The following is a 17434-nucleotide window of genomic DNA, read 5'->3' on the forward strand; positions in this document are numbered from 1 at the left end:
CATGAACATCGTCGTCTGCGTGAAGCAGGTCCCCGACACGGCGACCGAGCGCAAGCTGCGGTCCGATGACAACACGCTCGACCGCGACGCCGCCGACGGCGTGGTCAACGAGCTCGACGAATACGCGGTCGAGGAGGCACTGAAGCTCAAGGAAGCCCACGGTGGCGAGGTGACCGTGCTCACCATGGGCCCCGGCAAGGCCACCGAGACCATCCGCAAGGCGCTGGCCATGGGAGCCGACAAGGCCGTCCACCTCAGCGACGACGCGCTCCACGGCTCCGACGCCCTGTCCACCTCGTACGCGATGGCGCAGGCGCTCAACAAGATCGGTTTCGATCTCGTCGTCCTGGGCTCCGAGTCCACCGACGCGCGCACCGGCGTGCTCGCCGCCATGCTGGCGGAGCGCCTCGGCGTGGCGCAGCTGACGCTGGCCAACAAGGTCGACGTCGACGGCACGTCGATCACGATCCAGCGCCTCACCGACTATGGCTACGACCGGGTCGAGGCCACGCTGCCGGCCGTCGTGTCCGTGGTCGAGAAGATCAACGAGCCGCGCTACCCGTCGTTCAAGGGCATCATGGCGGCCAAGAAGAAGCCGGTCGAGACGCTGGCCATCGCCGACGCCTCCATCGACCCCTCCCAGGTCGGCCTGGCCGCCGCCTGGTCCGAGGTCGTCGACTTCGCCGCCGCGCCGCCGCGCGCCGCCGGCACGATCGTCAAGGACGAGGGCGACGGCGGCGCGAAGGCCGCCGAGTTCCTGGCCTCCAAGAAGTTCATCTGAGCACGGGAGAGAACACCTGATATGTCGGAAATTCTCGTTCTCGTCGAGCAGGTCGAAGGCGAGGTCAAGAAGGTCACGCTGGAGCTGCTGACCCTGGCCCGCTCGCTGGGCACGCCCGCCGCCGTCTGGGCGGGCCCGGGCATCACGCCCGAGGCCAAGGCCAGGCTCGCCGAATACGGCGCGGAGACGATCTACGTCGCAGGTTCGAGCGACATCGTCGACCACGTGGTGGCGCCCAAGGCCGAGCTGCTGGCCCAGCTCGTTTCCGCCAAGTCACCCGCCGCCGTGCTCGTGGCCGCCACTGCCGAAGGCAAGGAGGTCGCCGGCCGGCTCGCCGTCAAGACCGATTCCGGCGTCATCACCGACGCCGTGGGCCTGGGCGAGGGCTTCGTGGCCGACCAGTCCATCTTCGGCGGCGGAGTCAACGTGCACTCCCGGGTGCGCAGGGGCACGCCCATCGTCGCCGTACGCCCCAACTCCACCGCCCCTGAGGCCGCCCAGGGCGCCGGAGCCGAGGAGGAGGTGACGGTCGCGCTGACCGACGCCGCCAGGTCGGCCCGCGTCGTCGAGCGGGTCAAGCAGGAGAAGGGCGCCAGGCCCGAGCTGACGGAGGCCGCGATCGTCGTCTCCGGCGGGCGCGGCGTGGGCTCGGCCGAGAACTTCTCGGTCATCGAGGGCCTGGCCGACGCGCTCGGCGCCGCCGTCGGCGCCTCCCGCGCCGCCACCGACGCCGGCTGGTATCCGCACCAGTTCCAGGTGGGGCAGACGGGCAAGACGGTGTCGCCGCAGCTCTACATCGCGGCCGGCATCTCGGGCGCGATCCAGCACCGGGCGGGCATGCAGACCGCTAAGACCATCGTCGCGATCAACAAGGACCCCGAGGCGCCGATCTTCGAGCTGGCCGACTACGGCGTCGTCGGCGACCTGCACCAGGTCGTCCCGCAGCTCACCGAAGAGGTCACCAAGCGCAAGTAGGGCCCGAGGGTCCGGGGGCGGCGCCGCACGACGCGGCGCCGCCCTTTCTGGCGGGATCACTGCCCGCGAAGGGGGGCAGGCGTACGTGGAAGGCTCCCGCCGGGATCCACAGAGAACTCCCAGTCACGCCAGCGCCCGCCTGAGGCGGGCGGCCAGCTCCTCCGCCTGCTCCTGCGTCCACGGGATCGTGCCGTTCTCCGACATGAGCGCGTGATACTGCTGCTCGTCGTACGGGGTGCCGGGCGGGAGCGGGGCCACGTGCCAGTGCAGGTGGGCGTTGCCCTGCTGGCTGCCCAGCGACAGCAGGTACGTCCGCTCCGACGGCACCACCGACTCCACGGCCAGCGCCACCTTCCTGACCACCCGCATGAGCTCGAGGTAGGCGTCCTCGCCGAGGTCGCGCACGACGTGCTCGATGTGCCGTTTGGGGCTCACCAGCAGGTAGCCGGGCATGGTGGGGTAGCGGGACAGGAAGGCCAGGTGGTGGTCGTCCTCGTAGACGATCTGCTCGGTGGTGTAGGCGGGGTCTCCGGCGACGATGGCGCAGATGAAGCAGGGACTCGACTTCACCCGGGCCACGTACGCCTCGACGTCGAAGGGCACGCTGCGATCAAGGCTCACCGTACGAGCCTGCCACTCAGGCGGCGGCTTCGGCGGGTTCCCTGACGGGCAGCGGGGTGACCGGGGCGGGCTCCTCGCGCGGGAGCAGGCGGGAGGCCAGCGCGATCAGCACGCCCAGGACGACCGCGACGCCGAGCGCCGTACGCAGGGAGGAGGCGTCCGACAGGAAGCCGATCACCACGGGCCCGAGCAGCAGGCCCGCGTACCCCATGGCCCCCGCCTGGGCGATCGCCGGCCCCGGCGTGCGCGTCGCGGTGCCGGCCAGCGACAGCGTCAGGGGCGAGATCGTCGCCACGCCGAGCCCGACGAAGAACATCGCCGCCACCGCCACCAGCGCCGCGGGCGCGACCAGCACGACCGCGAAGAAGCCTGCCGTGGCCACCCCGGAGACGGTCAGCATGCCGCGCACCCCGAACCTGGCCCGCAGCCGATCGCCGGTCAGCCGGGCGGCCAGCATGCCGGTCTCGAAGACGGGGTAGCCGAGCGCCGCCAGAGCCTCGGGGGCGCCGAGCTCGTCACGCATGTAGAGGCCGTTCCAGTCGGCGACCGTGCCCTCGACCATGAACGCGAAGAACATGATCGCGCCGAGCAGGTAGACGACCGGCGGCATGCGGCGCCGGCCCGCCGGCTCGGTGCCGGTGGACGAGGGCTCGGGCAGGTGCGTACGGCCGATCAGCACGGCCACGGGCAGCGCGGCCAGGCCGACCAGCGCCACGTTGGCGGTGAACGGCAGGCCGGCGGCGATGGCCAGGCTGCCCAGGGCCCCGGCGGAGATGGCGCCGACGCACCAGCCGGCGTGCATGCCGTTCATCAGCGGCCGGCCGTGGGCCCGTTCGACGGTGGAGCCCTGGGCGTTCATGGCGACGTCCATGACGCCGAAGGCCATGCCGAAGAGCGCCACGGCCACCAGCAGCAGCGGCAGGTCGGGGGCGAGCGCCACACCCACCAGGCTGAGTGCCGTCAGCGGGCCGCTGATCCGCAGAACCGCCCTGCTGCCCGCGCGCGCCATGACGCGCCGCATGGACTGCATGGTCACCAGAGCGCCCAGGCCCCACACCAGCAGGATCGTCCCGACCATGGCCTCGGACAGGGCCAGCTTGTCGGTCAGGGCGGGGATGCGCACGGTCATCGTGCCCACCATCAGGCCGGCAAGGACAAAGGTGAGGACCGCCCCGTAACGGGCGCTCCTCAGCTCGCGGGTCATATGGCCACACCTCTCACAAAGCTCGTTGTCTTCAGTGGTCCGGACGCGCGGGCGTCCAGGCAGGGGAGGGTGAGCGGGCTCGCTCACCGCAGGGGGAAGGCCCCGGCTCGGTCGGCCCGTGAAAGGGCCGTGAGCAGGGGTGAGGGTTTCGCGCGTGGGGTCGGCTCGGAAGGATCCGCACGAGGGCCGGCTCGGGGTTCCGCACGGGGATCCGGGCTCGAAACTTCGCGCGGAGGATCCGGGCTCGGGGCTTGGACGCGGGGGATCCGGGCGAGGGCCGGCCGTCCGGGGAGCCGGGCGGCCGAGGGCGGCTCAGGCGGGAGGTTCGAGCAGCGCCCTGAGGCGGCCCTCCAGAGCCTGGAGATCGTCTTCCGTGTTGAGCTCCGGATCGTGGCTCGCCACGTCCCAGAGCCCTTCACACGCCAGTCGCACGATCTGCGCCGCCACCGGGTCGGGCTCCTCGCCCAGCTTCTCGCGATGCCATCGGGTCATCGCCTCGCGCAGCGGCGCGAGCAGGAACAGGTTGCCCGACGCTCCGGTGACGACCGCCCATCGTCGCAACCTGCCTGACCGTACGGAGGCCAGGGTCGCGCCCAGATAGCGACCGGTGTAGGTCTGGTCGGGCTGGGCGGCCATGAGCTCGTCGAAGTCGTCGATCAGGCGCTCCACCATGCCCTTGATCAGGGCTTCTTTGGAGGCGTAGTGATAGAGCAGGCCACCCTTGCTGACGCCCGCCCGGTCCGCCACCGCGGCCAGGGTGAGCGCGGCCGAACCCTGGTCGCAGAGGAGCTCCTCCGCCGCGTCCAAAAGCTCGTCCTTTCGCATGCCCATGACTGTACCGTCCGGACGGTACAGTCGCAAACGAGATACCCTGAAGTCGTGACCAGACCGTCGGCCTATCTTGATCATGCAGCGACGACCCCGATGCTGCCCGAAGCGATCGAGGCCATGACGGTTCAACTCCAACAGGTCGGAAACGCTTCCTCGCTGCACGGCGCCGGGCGCCGGATGCGCAGGGTGGTCGAGGAGTCACGCGAGGCGATCGCCGACGCGCTCGGGGCGCGGCCCAGCGAGGTCGTGTTCACCTCGGGCGGCACCGAGGCCGACAACCTCGCCATCAAGGGCCTCTATTGGGCGCGCCGCCCCCGCAGGCGCGTGCTGATCAGCTCCGTTGAGCACCACGCCGTGCTCGACCCGGCCCAGTGGCTGGCCGACGGCCAGGGCGCGGAGATCGAGCTGCTGGAGGCCGACGCGTACGGCCGCGTCCATCCCGAGACCCTGCGCGCCGCCATCGCACGAGACCCCGACGGCGTGGCCATGGTCAGCGTCATGTGGGCCAACAACGAGGTCGGCACCGTCCAGCCGGTGCACGCCCTGGCCGCCGTCGCCCGCGAGCATGGCATCCCGTTCCACACCGACGCCGTCCAGGCGGTGGGGCAGATGCCCGTGTCGTTCGCCGAGTCGGGCGTAGACGCGCTCACGCTGACCGGCCACAAGATCGGCGGCCCGATGGGTGTCGGCGCGCTGCTGCTGGCCAGAGGGCTGACACCGGTCTCCGTACAACACGGCGGGGGGCAGGAGCGCGACGTGCGCTCCGGCACGCTCGACGCCCCCGCCATCGCGGGGCTCGCCGCCGCCGTCAGCACCGCCGTCAAGGAGCAGGAGGCTCTGGGGCGCCGCCTGGCGTCGCTGCGCGACGAGCTGATCGAGCGCGTACGCGCGGCCGTCCCCGACGTCGTGCTCAACGGCGATCCCGGCGCGCGCGAGACATCCCCCGCGCAAACTTCCCCGACCGAACGGCGAGAGACCCCTCCGGCTTCACCGGGGCGGCTGCCGGGCAACGCGCATTTCTCCTTCCCCGGCTGCGAGGGCGACGCGTTGCTCATGCTGCTCGACGCCAAGGGCGTGGAGTGCTCGACCGGCTCGGCCTGCTCGGCCGGCGTCGCCCAGCCGTCGCACGTGCTGCTGGCGATGGGGGCCGGCGCGGCGGCGGCGCGCGGCTCGCTCAGGTTCACCCTGGGGCACACCTCGACCCGCGACGACGTCGACCGCCTGATCGAAGTGCTGCCCGCCGCGGTCGAACGCGCCCGCCGCGCCGGCCTCGGCTGACCGCCCGCCCGGTCGTCAGGTGAGGAACGGCGCCGCGGCGGTCAAGTGGGAAAAGGCCCTGGGATCGGGGTCAGGTGAGGAACGGCGCCGCGGCGGTCCAGCCGGGGTCGGCGGTCACGTCGACGCGGGGCTCGCCCTCCTCCCAGCCCACGATCAGCTCCTTGGCGTGGATCGCGGCGTCGCCGGTCGGGTCGGCGTAGACGTGGATGATCCGGTGCCCCTCCGTGCTCAGGTGGGCGGCCAGCACCGCGTCGTCACCCAGCTTGAGCAGGCGGGCCACCAGGCGCTCCTCGAAGTCGCGCAGCGCCTCCAGCGAGCCGTCGACCGGCAGGCCGTTCTCGTCGCGATGCGCGTACGGCAGCGTGATCGCGATGTGCTGGTCGCAGAGCGGATGATCGACAGGGCGCAGCGGGTGGCGGACCGTGGCGACGAGCGGCGCGCCGGTCGCGGTCTGGCCCTGGAGCAGCACCCACTCCTCCTCCGCGTAGCCGGAGGCCACGTCGGCGACCACGGCCGGCAGGTGCATGGCGGCCACGGCGTCGATCGGCTGGAACGTGGCCGGCGTGATCTCGCCCACCCACCTGGCGACGTCGTCCTCGCCGAGCAGCCAGTCGAGGGCCAGCAGCGTGGCCTCCATCCTGGTTTCCTCGTCGAGCTCGGCGAAGATCGGGTGGTAGGCGGCCACGTCGACCCTCGGCTGGTTGCGCGGCACCCGCAGCCCGAGCATCAGCTTGTCGAGCGCGAACGCGTAACCGCCCACCTCGATGGTGAGCTCCGCCGCCTGCGGATTGGCCTGCCGCGAAGGATGGAACTCCCACAGCAGATCGGCGGCGGGCGCGGCCCTGGCCCAGCGGTGGGCGAGCGGGCGCAACTCGGCGTCGCCCGCCGCGGTCACCACGAGGGCGTGCGCCGCCTTCTTGCCGGGCGCCACCTCCCAGACCAGCTCGGGATGGATGGCGGCGACCGCCGGGGCCAGCCACTCCTCCAGCCCCGCGGCCTCGCCCTCGGCCACCAGCGAGTCGAGCCGCGGCCTGGTCTCCTGCCACCACGTCCAGAACCCGGCGATGGCCTCGTCCTGCCCGCCGGCCTCTTCGTCTTCGTCCTTGCGCCCGAACAGTCGCATGCGCTGAATCCTCGCAGACCCTGGCCCCTATCGCGCACATGGCCGCGCACTCCCGTACGGACAGTACGCTGAGAAGGTCATGGGACTGCGTGTGCTTGCCGCCATGTCGGGCGGCGTCGACTCCGCCGTGGCCGCCGCTCGGATCGCCGAGGCCGGTCACGACGTCACTGGTGTCCACCTCGCTCTTTCCGCCAACCCCCAATCCCACCGCACGGGTGCCCGGGGCTGCTGCACGATCGAGGACTCTCGCGACGCGCGGCGTGCCGCCGACGTGATCGGCATCCCCTTCTACATCTGGGACATGGCCGAGCGGTTCCAACGCGACGTGATCGAGGACTTCGTGTCCGAATACGCCGCGGGCCGCACGCCCAACCCGTGCCTGCGCTGCAACGAGAAGATCAAGTTCTCCGCGGTGCTCGACCGGGCGCTGGCCCTGGGCTTCGACGCGGTCGCCACCGGCCACCACGCCAGGCTGACCGACGGTGTCCTGTCCAGGAGCGCCGACCAGGGCAAAGACCAGTCCTACGTGCTCGGGGTGCTCACCCGCGAGCAACTCGGCCATGCCATCTTCCCCCTGGGCGACTCGACCAAGGCCGAGGTGCGCGAGGAGGCCGCGCGGCGCGGGCTGACGGTCGCCGACAAGCCCGACAGCCACGACATCTGCTTCATCGCCGACGGTGACACCCGCGGCTTCCTGTCCAAGCGGCTCGGCGCGGCGGAGGGGCCCATCGTCGACCAGAGCGGCGCCGTCGTCGGCAGCCACCAGGGCGCTCACGGCTTCACGGTCGGCCAGCGCAAGGGCCTGCGCATCGACCGCCCGGCCTCCGACGGCAGGCCACGCTACGTCCTGTCGATCGAGCCGGTCTCCAACACCGTCACGGTGGGGCCGCGCGCGGCGCTCGAGGTCACCTCGATCACCTGCGGCGCCCCGGTCTGGAACGGCCCGTCCCGCTTCGACGACCTGACCGTGCAGCTGCGCGCCCACGGAGAGGTCTACGGCTGCCGGTTCGAGGAGACCGGCGGCGGGCTCCGCATCGACCTCGACCGCCCGGCCACGGGGGTGGCGGCCGGGCAGGCCGCCGTCCTCTATTCCGGCGCCACGGTGATCGGCTCGGCGACGATCCTCTCCGCTAGCTGAGGGTGACCGACTCGCCGACCTCCATCCGACGTATCTCGGCGCCCTGCTTGTCGGCCTCCACCTTGAGCCAGTTGTCCACCACCGCGAGCCCTCTGGCGTTGATCAGGCCGTCATGGGTGGAGAACGCGCGTCCCGGGCGCACCTCGCGCAGATAGCCGACCATCTCCACGAGCTTCAGCCAGGGCGCGTTGGTCGGCACCAGCAGCGTCGGGACGTCCACTCCGGGCACGGTCAGGGCGTCGCCGGGGTAGAAGAGCTCGTCGTCGAGCATGAAGCCGACGTTCTGCACGATGGGAATGTCCGGATGGTTCAGCGCGTGCCACTCGCCGAACACCTTCACCCCGAAACCGGCCGTCTCGAAGGCGTCGCCATGGCGTACGACCTGCACCTTGGCCGGCACGTCCGCCAGCTCGGCGGCGACCGCCTCGCACGTCCAGATCTCCAGGTCAGGCGAGGCCGCCTTCAGCTTGCCGACGTCGACGTGGTCGAAGTGCTCGTGGGTGATGAGGACGGCGTCCGCGCCCTCCAGAACGGGGCCCTCGCTGAACGTGCCCGGGTCGATGACCAGGACCTTGCCGTTCTTCTCCACGCGGACGCACGCGTGCTCGTATTTCCTGAGCTTCATGCGGCAGAGCCTACGCTTGTGCCCATGTCTAATGTGCCCATGTGGCAGGCCACCGGGGTCGGCTCGCATCCCGGCGAGGACCATCTTGAGGCGATCAAAGTCGTGTTCGGTGAGGTGCCCGGGCTGCCTTACCTGCCCGAGCTGCCCGCCCGGGGCGTCGGCGCCGACATGGTCGGGCGTACGGCGGGGCTGCTCGTCGACCTGCCGGTCGAGGTGCAGCCGTCCGGCTGGCGGCTGAGCGACCGGCCAGGGCGCGACCACCGGCGGTCGCTCGACCATATGCGCCGCGATCTCGACGGCATGGAGGAGATCGCCCACGACTACTCGGGTCCGCTCAAGCTGCAGGTGTGCGGGCCATGGACGCTGGCGGGCGCGATCGAGCTGAAGCACGGCGACAAGATGCTCTCCGACGCGGGGGCCGTAGGCGATCTGACGGCGTCGCTGGCGCAGGGGGTCGCCGACCACTGCGCGGAGGTGCGGCGGCGGCTTCCCGGGGTGACGGAGATCGTGCTGCAGCTCGACGAGCCTGGGCTGCCGGGGGTGCTGGCCGGCACGGTGCCGACCGCCTCGGGTTTCGGGCGGCTGGCCGCGGTGGAGGGATGGCGGGTGGAGGAGTCGCTGCGGCTCTTCGACGCCCCCGTGGTGCACTGCTGCGCGCCCTCGGTGCCTTTCGGTCTGCTGCGGTCGGCGGGGGTGCGGGGGGTCTCCGTCGACGCCGCCCTGCTGCGGCGCAGGGACGACGACGCCCTGGGCGAGCTCTTCGAGGCCGGGATGGTGCTGTTCATGGGCGTGGTGCCGGGCAGGGTGACCAGGCTGCCCGACCCGGGGGTGGTCGCCGAGCCCGCGGTGGGCTTGTGGCGGCGGCTGGGGTTCGCGCCTGACAGGCTGGCGGCTCAGGTCGTGCTGACGCCGGCGTGCGGGCTGGCGGGGGCGACGCCGCGGTACGCCAGGGCCGCGCTGGCCGCCTGCGCGAAAGCCGCCCAAGTGCTCAGGGACGATCCCGCGAACGGGCAAGCCGGGTGACCTGTCCGGGCACAAGGGGTGCTCGTGGCCGACGTTGCGGAGACGTTTCGACGCGTACACGTTCGTTCCACGCGTGTTCCGGCGCCAGGCCGCTCGCGGTGCCGTTCCTGGATGGAGGGCGAGGTGCGCCACGGCAGTTTCGCGGAAGGCCTCAGCAAGCTCTCCACCTGCGAAGGCGTCCGATCCCATGGCGGCCGGGAGTCCGTACGCAGGCGGCGTTTTCTGTCAGTGCTGAGCGGTAGCGTTTGCTCAGAATGCTGGACGGAAGGAGAGGCCGTGGGCGAGCCATCCACTGAGGTCGCCGGGGTGCCGGTGCCCGCGCTCAAGCGGCATGCCGAGCTGAGCGAGCTGGTCGAGGAGGCTCGCTGGCGCTACTACGTGCTCGACCAGCCCACGGTCAGCGACGCCAAGTTCGACGAGTGGTTCAGAGAGCTGCTGGCGCTGGAGGAGGCGCATCCGTCGCTCCAGACGCCCGGTTCGCCCACCCAGCAGGTGGGCGCGCCGGTCAGCGGTGACTTCGCCAAGGTCCGCCACCTGGCCAGGATGGAGAGCCTCGACAACGCCTTCAACGACGCCGACATGGCGGCCTGGCAGGTGCGCGCCGAGCGGCTGGCCGAGGGCGATCCGGGCCCCTACCTGTGCGAGCTGAAGATCGACGGGCTCGCGATCGCCCTGGTCTACCGCGACGGCAGGCTGGAGCGCGCGGCCACCAGGGGCGACGGGCGCACGGGTGACGACGTGACGGCCAACGTGCGCACCATCAAGGGCGTGCCCCACCGGCTCAAGGGCGACGACGTGCCGAGCCTGGTCGAGGTGCGCGGCGAGGTCTACATCCCGGTCGACGACTTCAAGAAGCTCAACGAGCAGCTCGTCGAGCAGGGCAAGCCGCCGTTCGCCAACCCGCGCAACTCCGCGGCCGGCACGCTGCGGCAGAAAGACCCGCGCATCACGGCGCAGCGCCCGCTGCGCATGCTGGTGCACGGCATCGGCGTCTGGGAGGGCGCGACGGAGCCGCGGGCGCAGTCGGAGGTCTATGACCGGCTGCGCGAGTTCGGCCTGCCGGTCAGCGACCTCTACCAGGTGCTGCCGGGTCTCACCGAGGTCAACGAGTTCATCGAGCACTACCGCGCGCACCGCCACGATCCGCCCTACGAGATCGACGGGGTGGTCGTCAAGGTCGACGACTTCCGCACGCAGCGTGAGCTGGGCTCCACCTCGCGCGCTCCGCGCTGGGCGATCGCCTTCAAATATCCGCCGGAAGAGGTCAACACCAGGCTGCTCGACATCCAGGTGGGCGTCGGGCGCACCGGGCGCGTCACCCCCTATGGCGTGATGGAGCCGGTCGTGGTGTCGGGCTCGACCGTCGAGCGGGCCACGCTCCACAACGCCGCCGTCGTGGCCAAGAAGGGCGTGCTCATCGGCGACACCGTGGTGCTGCGCAAGGCGGGAGACGTCATCCCCGAGATCGTCGGGCCGGTGGCGGCGCTGCGCGACGGGTCCGAGCGGGAGTTCGTCATGCCGACGCACTGCCCGGAGTGCGGCACCGCGCTGGCTTACGAGAAGGAGGGCGACGCCGACCTGCGCTGCCCCAACGCGCGCGGATGCCCCGCCCAGATGCGCGAGCGCATCTATTTCGCGGCAGGGCGGCGCGCGCTCGACATCGACGGCCTGGGCTATGTCGCGGCCACGGCGCTCACCCAGCCGCTGCCGCCGCAGCAGCCGGTGGTGCGCACCGAGGCCGACCTGTTCGACCTGACGCTCGACCAGCTGATCCCGATCAAGTCGGTGGTCCGCGATCCCGACACCGGCCTGCCCAAGATCGACCCGAAGACGGGGGAGCAGAAGGTCGTCTCCTTCTTCTCCAACATCAACGGCGAGCCCAGCCAGAACGCGCTCCAGCTCATCGAGGAGCTCGAGCGGGCCAAGCAGGTGCCGCTCGCGCAGGTGCTGGTCGCCCTGTCGATCAGGCACATCGGGCCGCCCACGGCGCGTGCACTGGCCGACGCCATGAGGTCGATCGACGCGATCATGAACGCCTCGGAGGAAGAGCTGGCCGCGGTCGAGGGCATCGGGCCCCGGGTGGCGGCCACGATCCGGGATTGGTTCGCGGTCGACTGGCACCGCGCGATCATCGACCGGTGGCGCGCGGCCGGGGTCCGCATGGAGGACGAGCCTGCCCCCGAGAAGGGCCCGCAGACTTTGCAGGGGATGACGTTCGTGGTCACGGGCACGCTGGATGGCTACACCCGCGACTCGGCCGCCGCCGAGCTGACCGGCAGGGGCGGGAAGGTCGCGTCGTCGGTGTCGAAGAAGACGTCGTTCCTGATCGCGGGTGACAACGCTGGGTCGAAATATGACAAGGCGGTCAGTCTGGGCGTGCCGATCCTCGACGGTGCGGGCTTCGAGATCCTCCTGAACGAAGGCCCGGAAGCGGCCACGGAGGCCGTGACCACCCCCGAGTCCTGACCCTCCCGCGTTGACGCGGGTCCAAGGGCTCGCATGGGCACGGTTGGCCCGTATGGGAGCGGTCGGGTCGCGAGGGCTCGTGCGCGGTGGCGACCGCGGTTCCGGCATGGGTGAGCGTGGTTTCGCGGCCAACTGCTGCAGGGCGACCGCGCTCCGACGGATGACCGTGCTCCGAGAGGGGACCCCGCATGCGTCCTGGGGCGGCACGGAGAGACCGCAGCGTGCATGGTGTGCTACCCAGGGTGTTTTCTGGGTATATGTCGGAAAGGAGAAGTGACGGAACGTACGCGCTTGGTTTCGCGAAGTGGGGTGAAGGTCGTACCCTCCCATAGTGACCTAATGGGGGTTCTGTTACCGATGACTGACCCAACCGACACCCGCGACACCGGCCCACGCGTCGGCACGCCACTGTGGGCGTTTCTCGCGGGCATCACCGTGATCGGGTTCACCGCACTCGTGGTGGCCATGCTCAGGCTCGACATGTCCGAGCTGGTGGAGGTCGCCCGCACGCCGCTGTTCTGGGTGCTGGCCGTGCTGGTGGTCCTGGGCGAGCTGAGGCCCGTCATGGTGTCCTCGGCGGCGGCCGTGGGCGGCACCTACCCCTCCACCATGTTCACTTTCGCCGTGCTCCTGCACTTCGGGCTGCCCGCCGCGGTGCTGATGCAGGGGGTCGCGGTGGCCATGAACGGCGTGGTGACGCGCAAGTCGTGGCATCGGGTCATGTTCAACATCGCGCAGTCGACCCTCGCACTCACCGCCGCGGGTGTGGTGCTGGGGACGTTCGGCATCGTGCCGAGCCCGGCCCTGCCGTGGGTGCCGGGCGGCGGTGACCTGCTGGCGATCGGGCTGGCGGGGATCGCGTACTTCGCGACCAGGGCGACCCTCGTGTGCAGTGCGGTCGCGCTGCACGAGCGGCGCTCGCTCACCCGCGTGCTGAAGGCCACCGTCGGCCCGCAGAGCCTCGTCTACGCCGGTCTGCTCGGCCTGGCGCCTCTGGTCGTCGTGGTCATGAACCATTCGCCGGGGCTGGTGCCGCTCTTCGTCGCGCCCCTGGCCGCCGTCTACTTCACCGCCACGCTCTCCATGCGCCGCGACCACCAGGCCATGCACGACGAGCTGACCGGCCTGCCCAACCGCAAGCTGCTCATCGTCAGCACGGAGGAGGCGCTCGCCGAGGCCAGGCAGGACGACCGGGTCGGCCTGTTCCTGCTGGACCTCGACCGGTTCAAGGAGGTCAACGACACGATGGGCCACCCGGTGGGCGACCGCTTGTTGCAGATGGTCGCGCACCGCCTCACCCACTCCGTACGCCCGGGAGACGTCGTGGCCCGGCTGGGCGGCGACGAGTTCGCCGTGCTGCTGCCCTCGATCAGGGACACCCACGCGGCCAGGGAGGTCGCGGCCAGGCTGCGCGCGGCGCTGACCGAGCCGGTGCGCCTGGAGGGCATGACCTTCGACGTGGACGGCTCCGTCGGCATCGCGCTCTACCCTGATCACGCCCCCGACTTCGAGCTGCTGCTCCAGCGCGCCGACGTGGCGATGTACCTCGCCAAGGAGGGCCGTACGGGAGTGGAGCTCTACCAGCCCGACAAGGACAGGAACTCGCCGGAGCGCCTGAGCCTCCTCGGCGACCTGCGCCGCGCCATCGACAACCGCGAGTTGCGCCTGCACTACCAGCCCAAGGTCAGTCTCGGCGCCGGCGCGGTCCAGGGCGTCGAGGCGCTGCTGCGCTGGCGCCACCCTGTGCACGGGCCGATCCCGCCGTCCGATTTCGTCCCGCTGGCCGAGCAGTCCTATCTGATGCGCCAGCTGACCGCGTACGTCATCGACGAGGCGCTGGAGCAGGCCGCCCGCTGGTGGCACACGGGTCTGCGGGTGCAGATCTCGGTCAACATCTCCGCCCGCGACCTGCTCGACTCCGCGCTGCCCGAACGGCTGGAGGTGGGGCTGGCGAAGTACGGTCTGCCGCCCGCGGCCATCCAGCTGGAGGTCACCGAGCGCATCCTGACCGGCGACCAGGCCTACACCCAGGAGACCATCAAGGCGCTGGCCACACTCGGCGTCCCGCTGGCCATCGACGACTTCGGCACCGGCTACTCCTCGCTGATCAGGCTCCAGCGCCTGGCGGTGTCGGAGGTCAAGATCGACGCGTCGTTCGTCCGCAGGATCGCCGAGTCGGAGGACGACGAAAGGATCGTGCGCTCGATCGTCGACCTGGTGCGCTCGCTCGGCCTGCGTTCGGTGGCCGAGGGAGTCGAGTCCGACGAGGTGGCCATCCGCCTGGCGGACATGGGGTGCGACGTGGGGCAGGGATGGTTGTTCTGCGAGCCCATGCCGGCCGCCGACGCCGCGGCCTGGCTGCGCGACCACGCGGAGGCGGTGCCGAAGGTCGATTTCGGCTACGCGCCCGAGGTGACCCGGACCGCGTGACTCTCTGGAGTTGTGTGTTTGCAGTAGTGAACTTCTACGAAGTGTAGTTCTGCGATGTACACTCCTGCGAAGTGCAGTCCTATGGCGCAACTCCGGACGCCCGTTGATCGCCAAGCCTGAGCGCATCTTTGCTCGAGACTACGAATGGCAGTGCTTGGCCAGGTTCGTGGAACGAACGGGTACGCGGCCCAAATTCGGTGTTGTCAGCGGGAGGCGTCGCCAGGGCAAGACCTTCCTCCTGGACTCGCTCGCCGATGAGACGGGGGCCTTCTACTTCGGAGCGACTGAGGCGACGGAGACCGAGTCGTTGCACATGTTCGCGGCAGCGCTCGCCGAGCACGTCGGCGCCCCTGCGCCATTCGACTTTCCGGGCTGGGATCATGCGATCAAGCAGCTGTTCGCGATCAGTGCGGAGCGGCGCGATCTCGTGGTGATCGACGAGTTTCCCTACTTGAGCAAGGTCACTCCCGCTCTGCCCTCCATCATCCAACGGGAGATCGATCGGGCGGTCGCCACGGAGTCGCCTGTGTCCCTGCTCCTGCGCGGGTCCGCGATGTCCGTCATGGGGCGCCTGCCGGCGGGGGCTGCTGGAAAGCCGCCGGGCGGCAAGCGTATGGGCTGATTCGAGAGCCAGGTTCAGCGATCAAGTGCTCGGCCCGCACTTCGAGGAGTTGTGCCGACAGTTCGTGATGCTCGAGATCGATTTCTTCGGCGACCTGCCCGGTGAGGTGGGTTCCGGAACGGTCACAGACCCGGTCCGGCGCGAGCAGATCCAGGTCGATGTCGTGGTTTTCGCGCCCGCCATGCCTGGCGAGCGCAAGCGTGTGCTCTCGCTGGGCGAGGTGAAGTGGGGCAGGACGATGGGCCCCGGGCACGTGGCCCGGCTCAGGAGGGCCAGGGACCTGCTCGACGCGAAGGGTTATGACGTCAGGGACACCTTGCTGACGTGCTACAGCGGAGTCGGGTTCGATGCGGCTCTGGCGGGGGAGAGCGGCGTGCGCAGGGTGGGGCTGGAGGAGTTGTACGGGTGAGGCCGTGCTCGCGCACCCGGATGCGGTGTTGCCAGGGTGTTAACCGTTCGGGCGTGGTTCGTCAAGCCCTCTAGGATGGCAGTGTCCAAAGACTCCATCCACGAAACGGGTTCAACGACTCATGTCCGCCATAACCCGCGACGAGGTCGCACACCTGGCCCGGTTGTCCAGGCTGGCGCTCGCCGGTGAAGAGCTCGACCACTACGCCGCCCAACTCGATGCCATCATCGAGGCGGTCGCGAAGGTGGCCGAGGTCGCCGCCGAGGATGTGCCGCCATCGTCGCACGCGCTTCCGCTGACCAATGTCTTCCGTGCCGACGAGGTGCGACAGTCCCTGACGCCCGAGCTGGCGCTGGCCGGTGCTCCCGCCGTCGAGGACGACCGATTCCGGGTGCCGCGCATCCTCGGGGAGGAGGCATGAGCCTGATCCGCAAGACCGCCGCTGAGCTGGGCTCGATGATCGCCGCGGGTGAGGTGTCGTCGGTCGAGGTGGCCGAGGCGCATCTCGACCGCATGGCCGAGGTGGAGCCCAAGGTCAAGGCGTTCCTCCACGTCGACCGCGAGACGACGATCGAGCAGGCGCGGGCCGTCGACACCAGGCTGAGGGCCGGTGAGAAGCTCGGGCCGCTGGCCGGGGTGCCGATCGCGCACAAAGACATCTTCACCACGCGCGACATGCCGACGACGGCCGCGTCCAAGATCCTCGAAGGCTGGCGTCCGCCCTACGACGCGACCGTCACCAAGCGGCTGCGCGAGGCGGGGCTGGTGATTCTCGGCAAGACCAACCTCGACGAGTTCGCCATGGGCTCCTCGACGGAAAACTCCGCCTTCCACACGACGCGCAACCCGTGGGACCTGGCGAAGGTGCCGGGTGGTTCCTCCGGTGGTTCGAGCGCGGCCGTGGCGGCCTACGAGGCGCCGCTGTCCACGGGCACCGACACGGGCGGTTCGATCCGGCAGCCGGCCTCGGTGACCGGCATCGTGGGGATGAAGCCGACCTATGGTGGCTCGTCCCGTTACGGGCTGATCGCGTTCGCGAGCTCGCTCGACACGCCGGGGCCGTTCGCCCGCACCGTGCTCGACGCGGCGCTGCTGCAGGAGGCGTTCTCCGGGCACGACCCGATGGACTCGACCTCCATCGACGCGCCCGTGCCTTCGGTGGTCGAGGCGGCCCGGCACGCCGACGTCGCCGGCATGCGGATCGGCGTGGTCAAGGAGCTGGGCGGTGACGGCTACCAGCCGGGCGTGCTGGCCCGCTACAACGAGGCCGTGCAACTCCTCGAGTCGCTCGGGGCCAAGGTCGTCGAGGTCTCCTGCCCGTCGTTCACCACCGCCCTCTACGCCTACTACCTGATCGCGCCGTCGGAGTGCTCGTCCAACCTGGCGCGCTTCGACGCGATGCGTTACGGCCTGCGCGTCGGCGACGACGGCACCCGCAGCGCCGAGGAGGTCATGGCGCTGACCAGGGCCGCCGGGTTCGGCCCCGAGGTCAAGCGGCGCATCATGCTCGGCACGTACGCGCTGTCGAGCGGCTACTACGACGCCTACTACGGTCAGGCACAGAAGGTGCGCACGGTCATCTCCCGCGAGTTCGAGGCCGCCTACCAGCAGGTCGACGTGCTGGTGTCGCCGACCACGCCGACCACCGCGTTCGCGATCGGCGAGCGCGTCGACGACCCGATGGCGATGTACCTCGCCGACCTGTGCACCATCCCGTCCAACCTGGCCGGCAACGCGGCCATCTCGGTGCCGTGCGGGCTGGCCGAGGAAGACGGTCTGCCGGTGGGCCTGCAGATCATGGCGCCCGTGCTGGCCGACGACCGCTGCTACCGCGTCGGCGCCGCCGTGGAGCAGGCCCTGGAGAGCCGCTGGGGCGGCCCGTTGCTGAAGGAGGCCCCGTCGCTATGA

Annotated in this window: 16 protein-coding genes; 11 read left to right on the forward strand and 5 right to left on the reverse strand. The window is 70.6% G+C overall.

Features of this window, described 5'->3' with window-relative positions; all coding sequences use genetic code 11:
• The first annotated feature begins 1 nt into the window (after window position 1).
• Window positions 2-781: an electron transfer flavoprotein subunit beta/FixA family protein gene (locus ABGB01_RS19075; protein ID WP_347618458.1), complete on the forward strand. Its 780-nt coding sequence runs from the start codon at window positions 2-4 to the stop codon at window positions 779-781.
• A gap of 21 nt (window positions 782-802) precedes the next feature.
• Window positions 803-1756: an electron transfer flavoprotein subunit alpha/FixB family protein gene (locus ABGB01_RS19080; RefSeq protein ID WP_347618459.1), complete on the forward strand. Its 954-nt coding sequence runs from the start codon at window positions 803-805 to the stop codon at window positions 1754-1756.
• A gap of 123 nt (window positions 1757-1879) precedes the next feature.
• On the opposite strand, the gene ABGB01_RS19085 is transcribed toward ABGB01_RS19080, so the two are convergent.
• The 3 genes from ABGB01_RS19085 to ABGB01_RS19095 form a co-directional block, all read right to left on the reverse strand.
• Window positions 1880-2377: an HIT family protein gene (locus ABGB01_RS19085; RefSeq protein ID WP_347774810.1), complete on the reverse strand. Its 498-nt coding sequence runs from the start codon at window positions 2375-2377 to the stop codon at window positions 1880-1882.
• Window positions 2378-2393: 16 nt separating this feature from the next.
• Complete coding sequence (locus ABGB01_RS19090) at window positions 2394-3581, reverse strand: MFS transporter (protein WP_347774811.1); 1188 nt, start codon at window positions 3579-3581, stop codon at window positions 2394-2396.
• A 312-nt stretch (window positions 3582-3893) separates the two neighbouring features.
• Window positions 3894-4406, reverse strand: coding sequence for a TetR/AcrR family transcriptional regulator (locus ABGB01_RS19095; RefSeq protein WP_347774812.1), 513 nt, complete (start codon window positions 4404-4406; stop codon window positions 3894-3896).
• Window positions 4407-4460: 54 nt separating this feature from the next.
• Here ABGB01_RS19095 and ABGB01_RS19100 point away from each other — a divergent pair, with 54 nt between their 5' ends.
• The gene (locus tag ABGB01_RS19100) at window positions 4461-5690 is read left to right on the forward strand and encodes a cysteine desulfurase family protein (protein WP_347774814.1); all 1230 of its coding nucleotides are present in this window, start codon (window positions 4461-4463) and stop codon (window positions 5688-5690) included.
• Between the two features lie 70 nt (window positions 5691-5760).
• On the opposite strand, the gene ABGB01_RS19105 is transcribed toward ABGB01_RS19100, so the two are convergent.
• Window positions 5761-6813, reverse strand: a complete 1053-nt coding sequence (locus ABGB01_RS19105; RefSeq protein ID WP_347774816.1) for a DUF695 domain-containing protein — start codon at window positions 6811-6813, stop codon at window positions 5761-5763.
• A 79-nt stretch (window positions 6814-6892) separates the two neighbouring features.
• Here ABGB01_RS19105 and mnmA point away from each other — a divergent pair, with 79 nt between their 5' ends.
• Window positions 6893-7951 carry a tRNA 2-thiouridine(34) synthase MnmA gene (gene mnmA, locus ABGB01_RS19110; RefSeq protein ID WP_347774818.1) on the forward strand — a complete coding sequence of 353 codons (1059 nt, stop codon included), beginning with the start codon at window positions 6893-6895 and terminating at the stop codon, window positions 7949-7951.
• Here mnmA and ABGB01_RS19115 read toward each other — a convergent pair.
• Complete coding sequence (locus tag ABGB01_RS19115; protein WP_347774819.1) at window positions 7944-8576, reverse strand: MBL fold metallo-hydrolase; 633 nt, start codon at window positions 8574-8576, stop codon at window positions 7944-7946. The two genes, mnmA and ABGB01_RS19115, sit on opposite strands and share 8 nt — an antisense overlap.
• 24 nt (window positions 8577-8600) lie before the next feature.
• Here ABGB01_RS19115 and ABGB01_RS19120 point away from each other — a divergent pair, with 24 nt between their 5' ends.
• From ABGB01_RS19120 to gatA, 7 genes are all read left to right on the forward strand, one after another.
• Complete coding sequence (locus ABGB01_RS19120) at window positions 8601-9599, forward strand: methionine synthase (protein ID WP_347774821.1); 999 nt, start codon at window positions 8601-8603, stop codon at window positions 9597-9599.
• A gap of 276 nt (window positions 9600-9875) precedes the next feature.
• Entirely contained in the window at window positions 9876-12065 is a 2190-nt protein-coding gene (gene ligA / locus ABGB01_RS19125) for an NAD-dependent DNA ligase LigA (RefSeq protein ID WP_347774822.1), read from the forward strand.
• A 357-nt stretch (window positions 12066-12422) separates the two neighbouring features.
• Entirely contained in the window at window positions 12423-14495 is a 2073-nt protein-coding gene (locus ABGB01_RS19130; protein WP_347774823.1) for an EAL domain-containing protein, read from the forward strand.
• A gap of 103 nt (window positions 14496-14598) precedes the next feature.
• The gene (locus ABGB01_RS19135; RefSeq protein ID WP_347774824.1) at window positions 14599-15117 is read left to right on the forward strand and encodes an AAA family ATPase; all 519 of its coding nucleotides are present in this window, start codon (window positions 14599-14601) and stop codon (window positions 15115-15117) included.
• A 67-nt stretch (window positions 15118-15184) separates the two neighbouring features.
• Window positions 15185-15526, forward strand: a complete 342-nt coding sequence (locus ABGB01_RS19140) for a hypothetical protein (RefSeq protein WP_347774825.1) — start codon at window positions 15185-15187, stop codon at window positions 15524-15526.
• Window positions 15527-15647: 121 nt separating this feature from the next.
• Window positions 15648-15947: an Asp-tRNA(Asn)/Glu-tRNA(Gln) amidotransferase subunit GatC gene (gene gatC / locus ABGB01_RS19145; protein ID WP_347774826.1), complete on the forward strand. Its 300-nt coding sequence runs from the start codon at window positions 15648-15650 to the stop codon at window positions 15945-15947.
• Complete coding sequence (gene gatA / locus ABGB01_RS19150) at window positions 15944-17434, forward strand: Asp-tRNA(Asn)/Glu-tRNA(Gln) amidotransferase subunit GatA (protein ID WP_347774827.1); 1491 nt, start codon at window positions 15944-15946, stop codon at window positions 17432-17434. The genes gatC and gatA overlap by 4 nt, the downstream gene beginning before the upstream one ends.

Origin of the sequence: Nonomuraea sp. B5E05, assembly GCF_039880665.1 — a bacterium.
Taxonomy (GTDB): domain Bacteria; phylum Actinomycetota; class Actinomycetes; order Streptosporangiales; family Streptosporangiaceae; genus Nonomuraea.

What these genes read in the sequence shown, in the direction of transcription:
- mnmA (WP_347774818.1), top strand. Translation starts at nt 6,893, where the DNA reads ATGGGACTGCGTGTGCTTGCCGCCATGTCGGGCGGCGTCGACTCCGCC.
- gatC (WP_347774826.1), top strand. Translation starts at nt 15,648, where the DNA reads ATGTCCGCCATAACCCGCGACGAGGTCGCACACCTGGCCCGGTTGTCC.
- gatA (WP_347774827.1), top strand. Translation starts at nt 15,944, where the DNA reads ATGAGCCTGATCCGCAAGACCGCCGCTGAGCTGGGCTCGATGATCGCC.
- ABGB01_RS19140 (WP_347774825.1), top strand. Translation starts at nt 15,185, where the DNA reads ATGCTCGAGATCGATTTCTTCGGCGACCTGCCCGGTGAGGTGGGTTCC.
- ABGB01_RS19080 (WP_347618459.1), top strand. Translation starts at nt 803, where the DNA reads ATGTCGGAAATTCTCGTTCTCGTCGAGCAGGTCGAAGGCGAGGTCAAG.
- ABGB01_RS19130 (WP_347774823.1), top strand. Translation starts at nt 12,423, where the DNA reads ATGACTGACCCAACCGACACCCGCGACACCGGCCCACGCGTCGGCACG.
- ABGB01_RS19075 (WP_347618458.1), top strand. Translation starts at nt 2, where the DNA reads ATGAACATCGTCGTCTGCGTGAAGCAGGTCCCCGACACGGCGACCGAG.
- ABGB01_RS19115 (WP_347774819.1), bottom strand. Translation starts at nt 8,576, where the DNA reads ATGAAGCTCAGGAAATACGAGCACGCGTGCGTCCGCGTGGAGAAGAAC.
- ABGB01_RS19120 (WP_347774821.1), top strand. Translation starts at nt 8,601, where the DNA reads ATGTCTAATGTGCCCATGTGGCAGGCCACCGGGGTCGGCTCGCATCCC.
- ABGB01_RS19090 (WP_347774811.1), bottom strand. Translation starts at nt 3,581, where the DNA reads ATGACCCGCGAGCTGAGGAGCGCCCGTTACGGGGCGGTCCTCACCTTT.
- ABGB01_RS19105 (WP_347774816.1), bottom strand. Translation starts at nt 6,813, where the DNA reads ATGCGACTGTTCGGGCGCAAGGACGAAGACGAAGAGGCCGGCGGGCAG.
- ABGB01_RS19095 (WP_347774812.1), bottom strand. Translation starts at nt 4,406, where the DNA reads ATGCGAAAGGACGAGCTTTTGGACGCGGCGGAGGAGCTCCTCTGCGAC.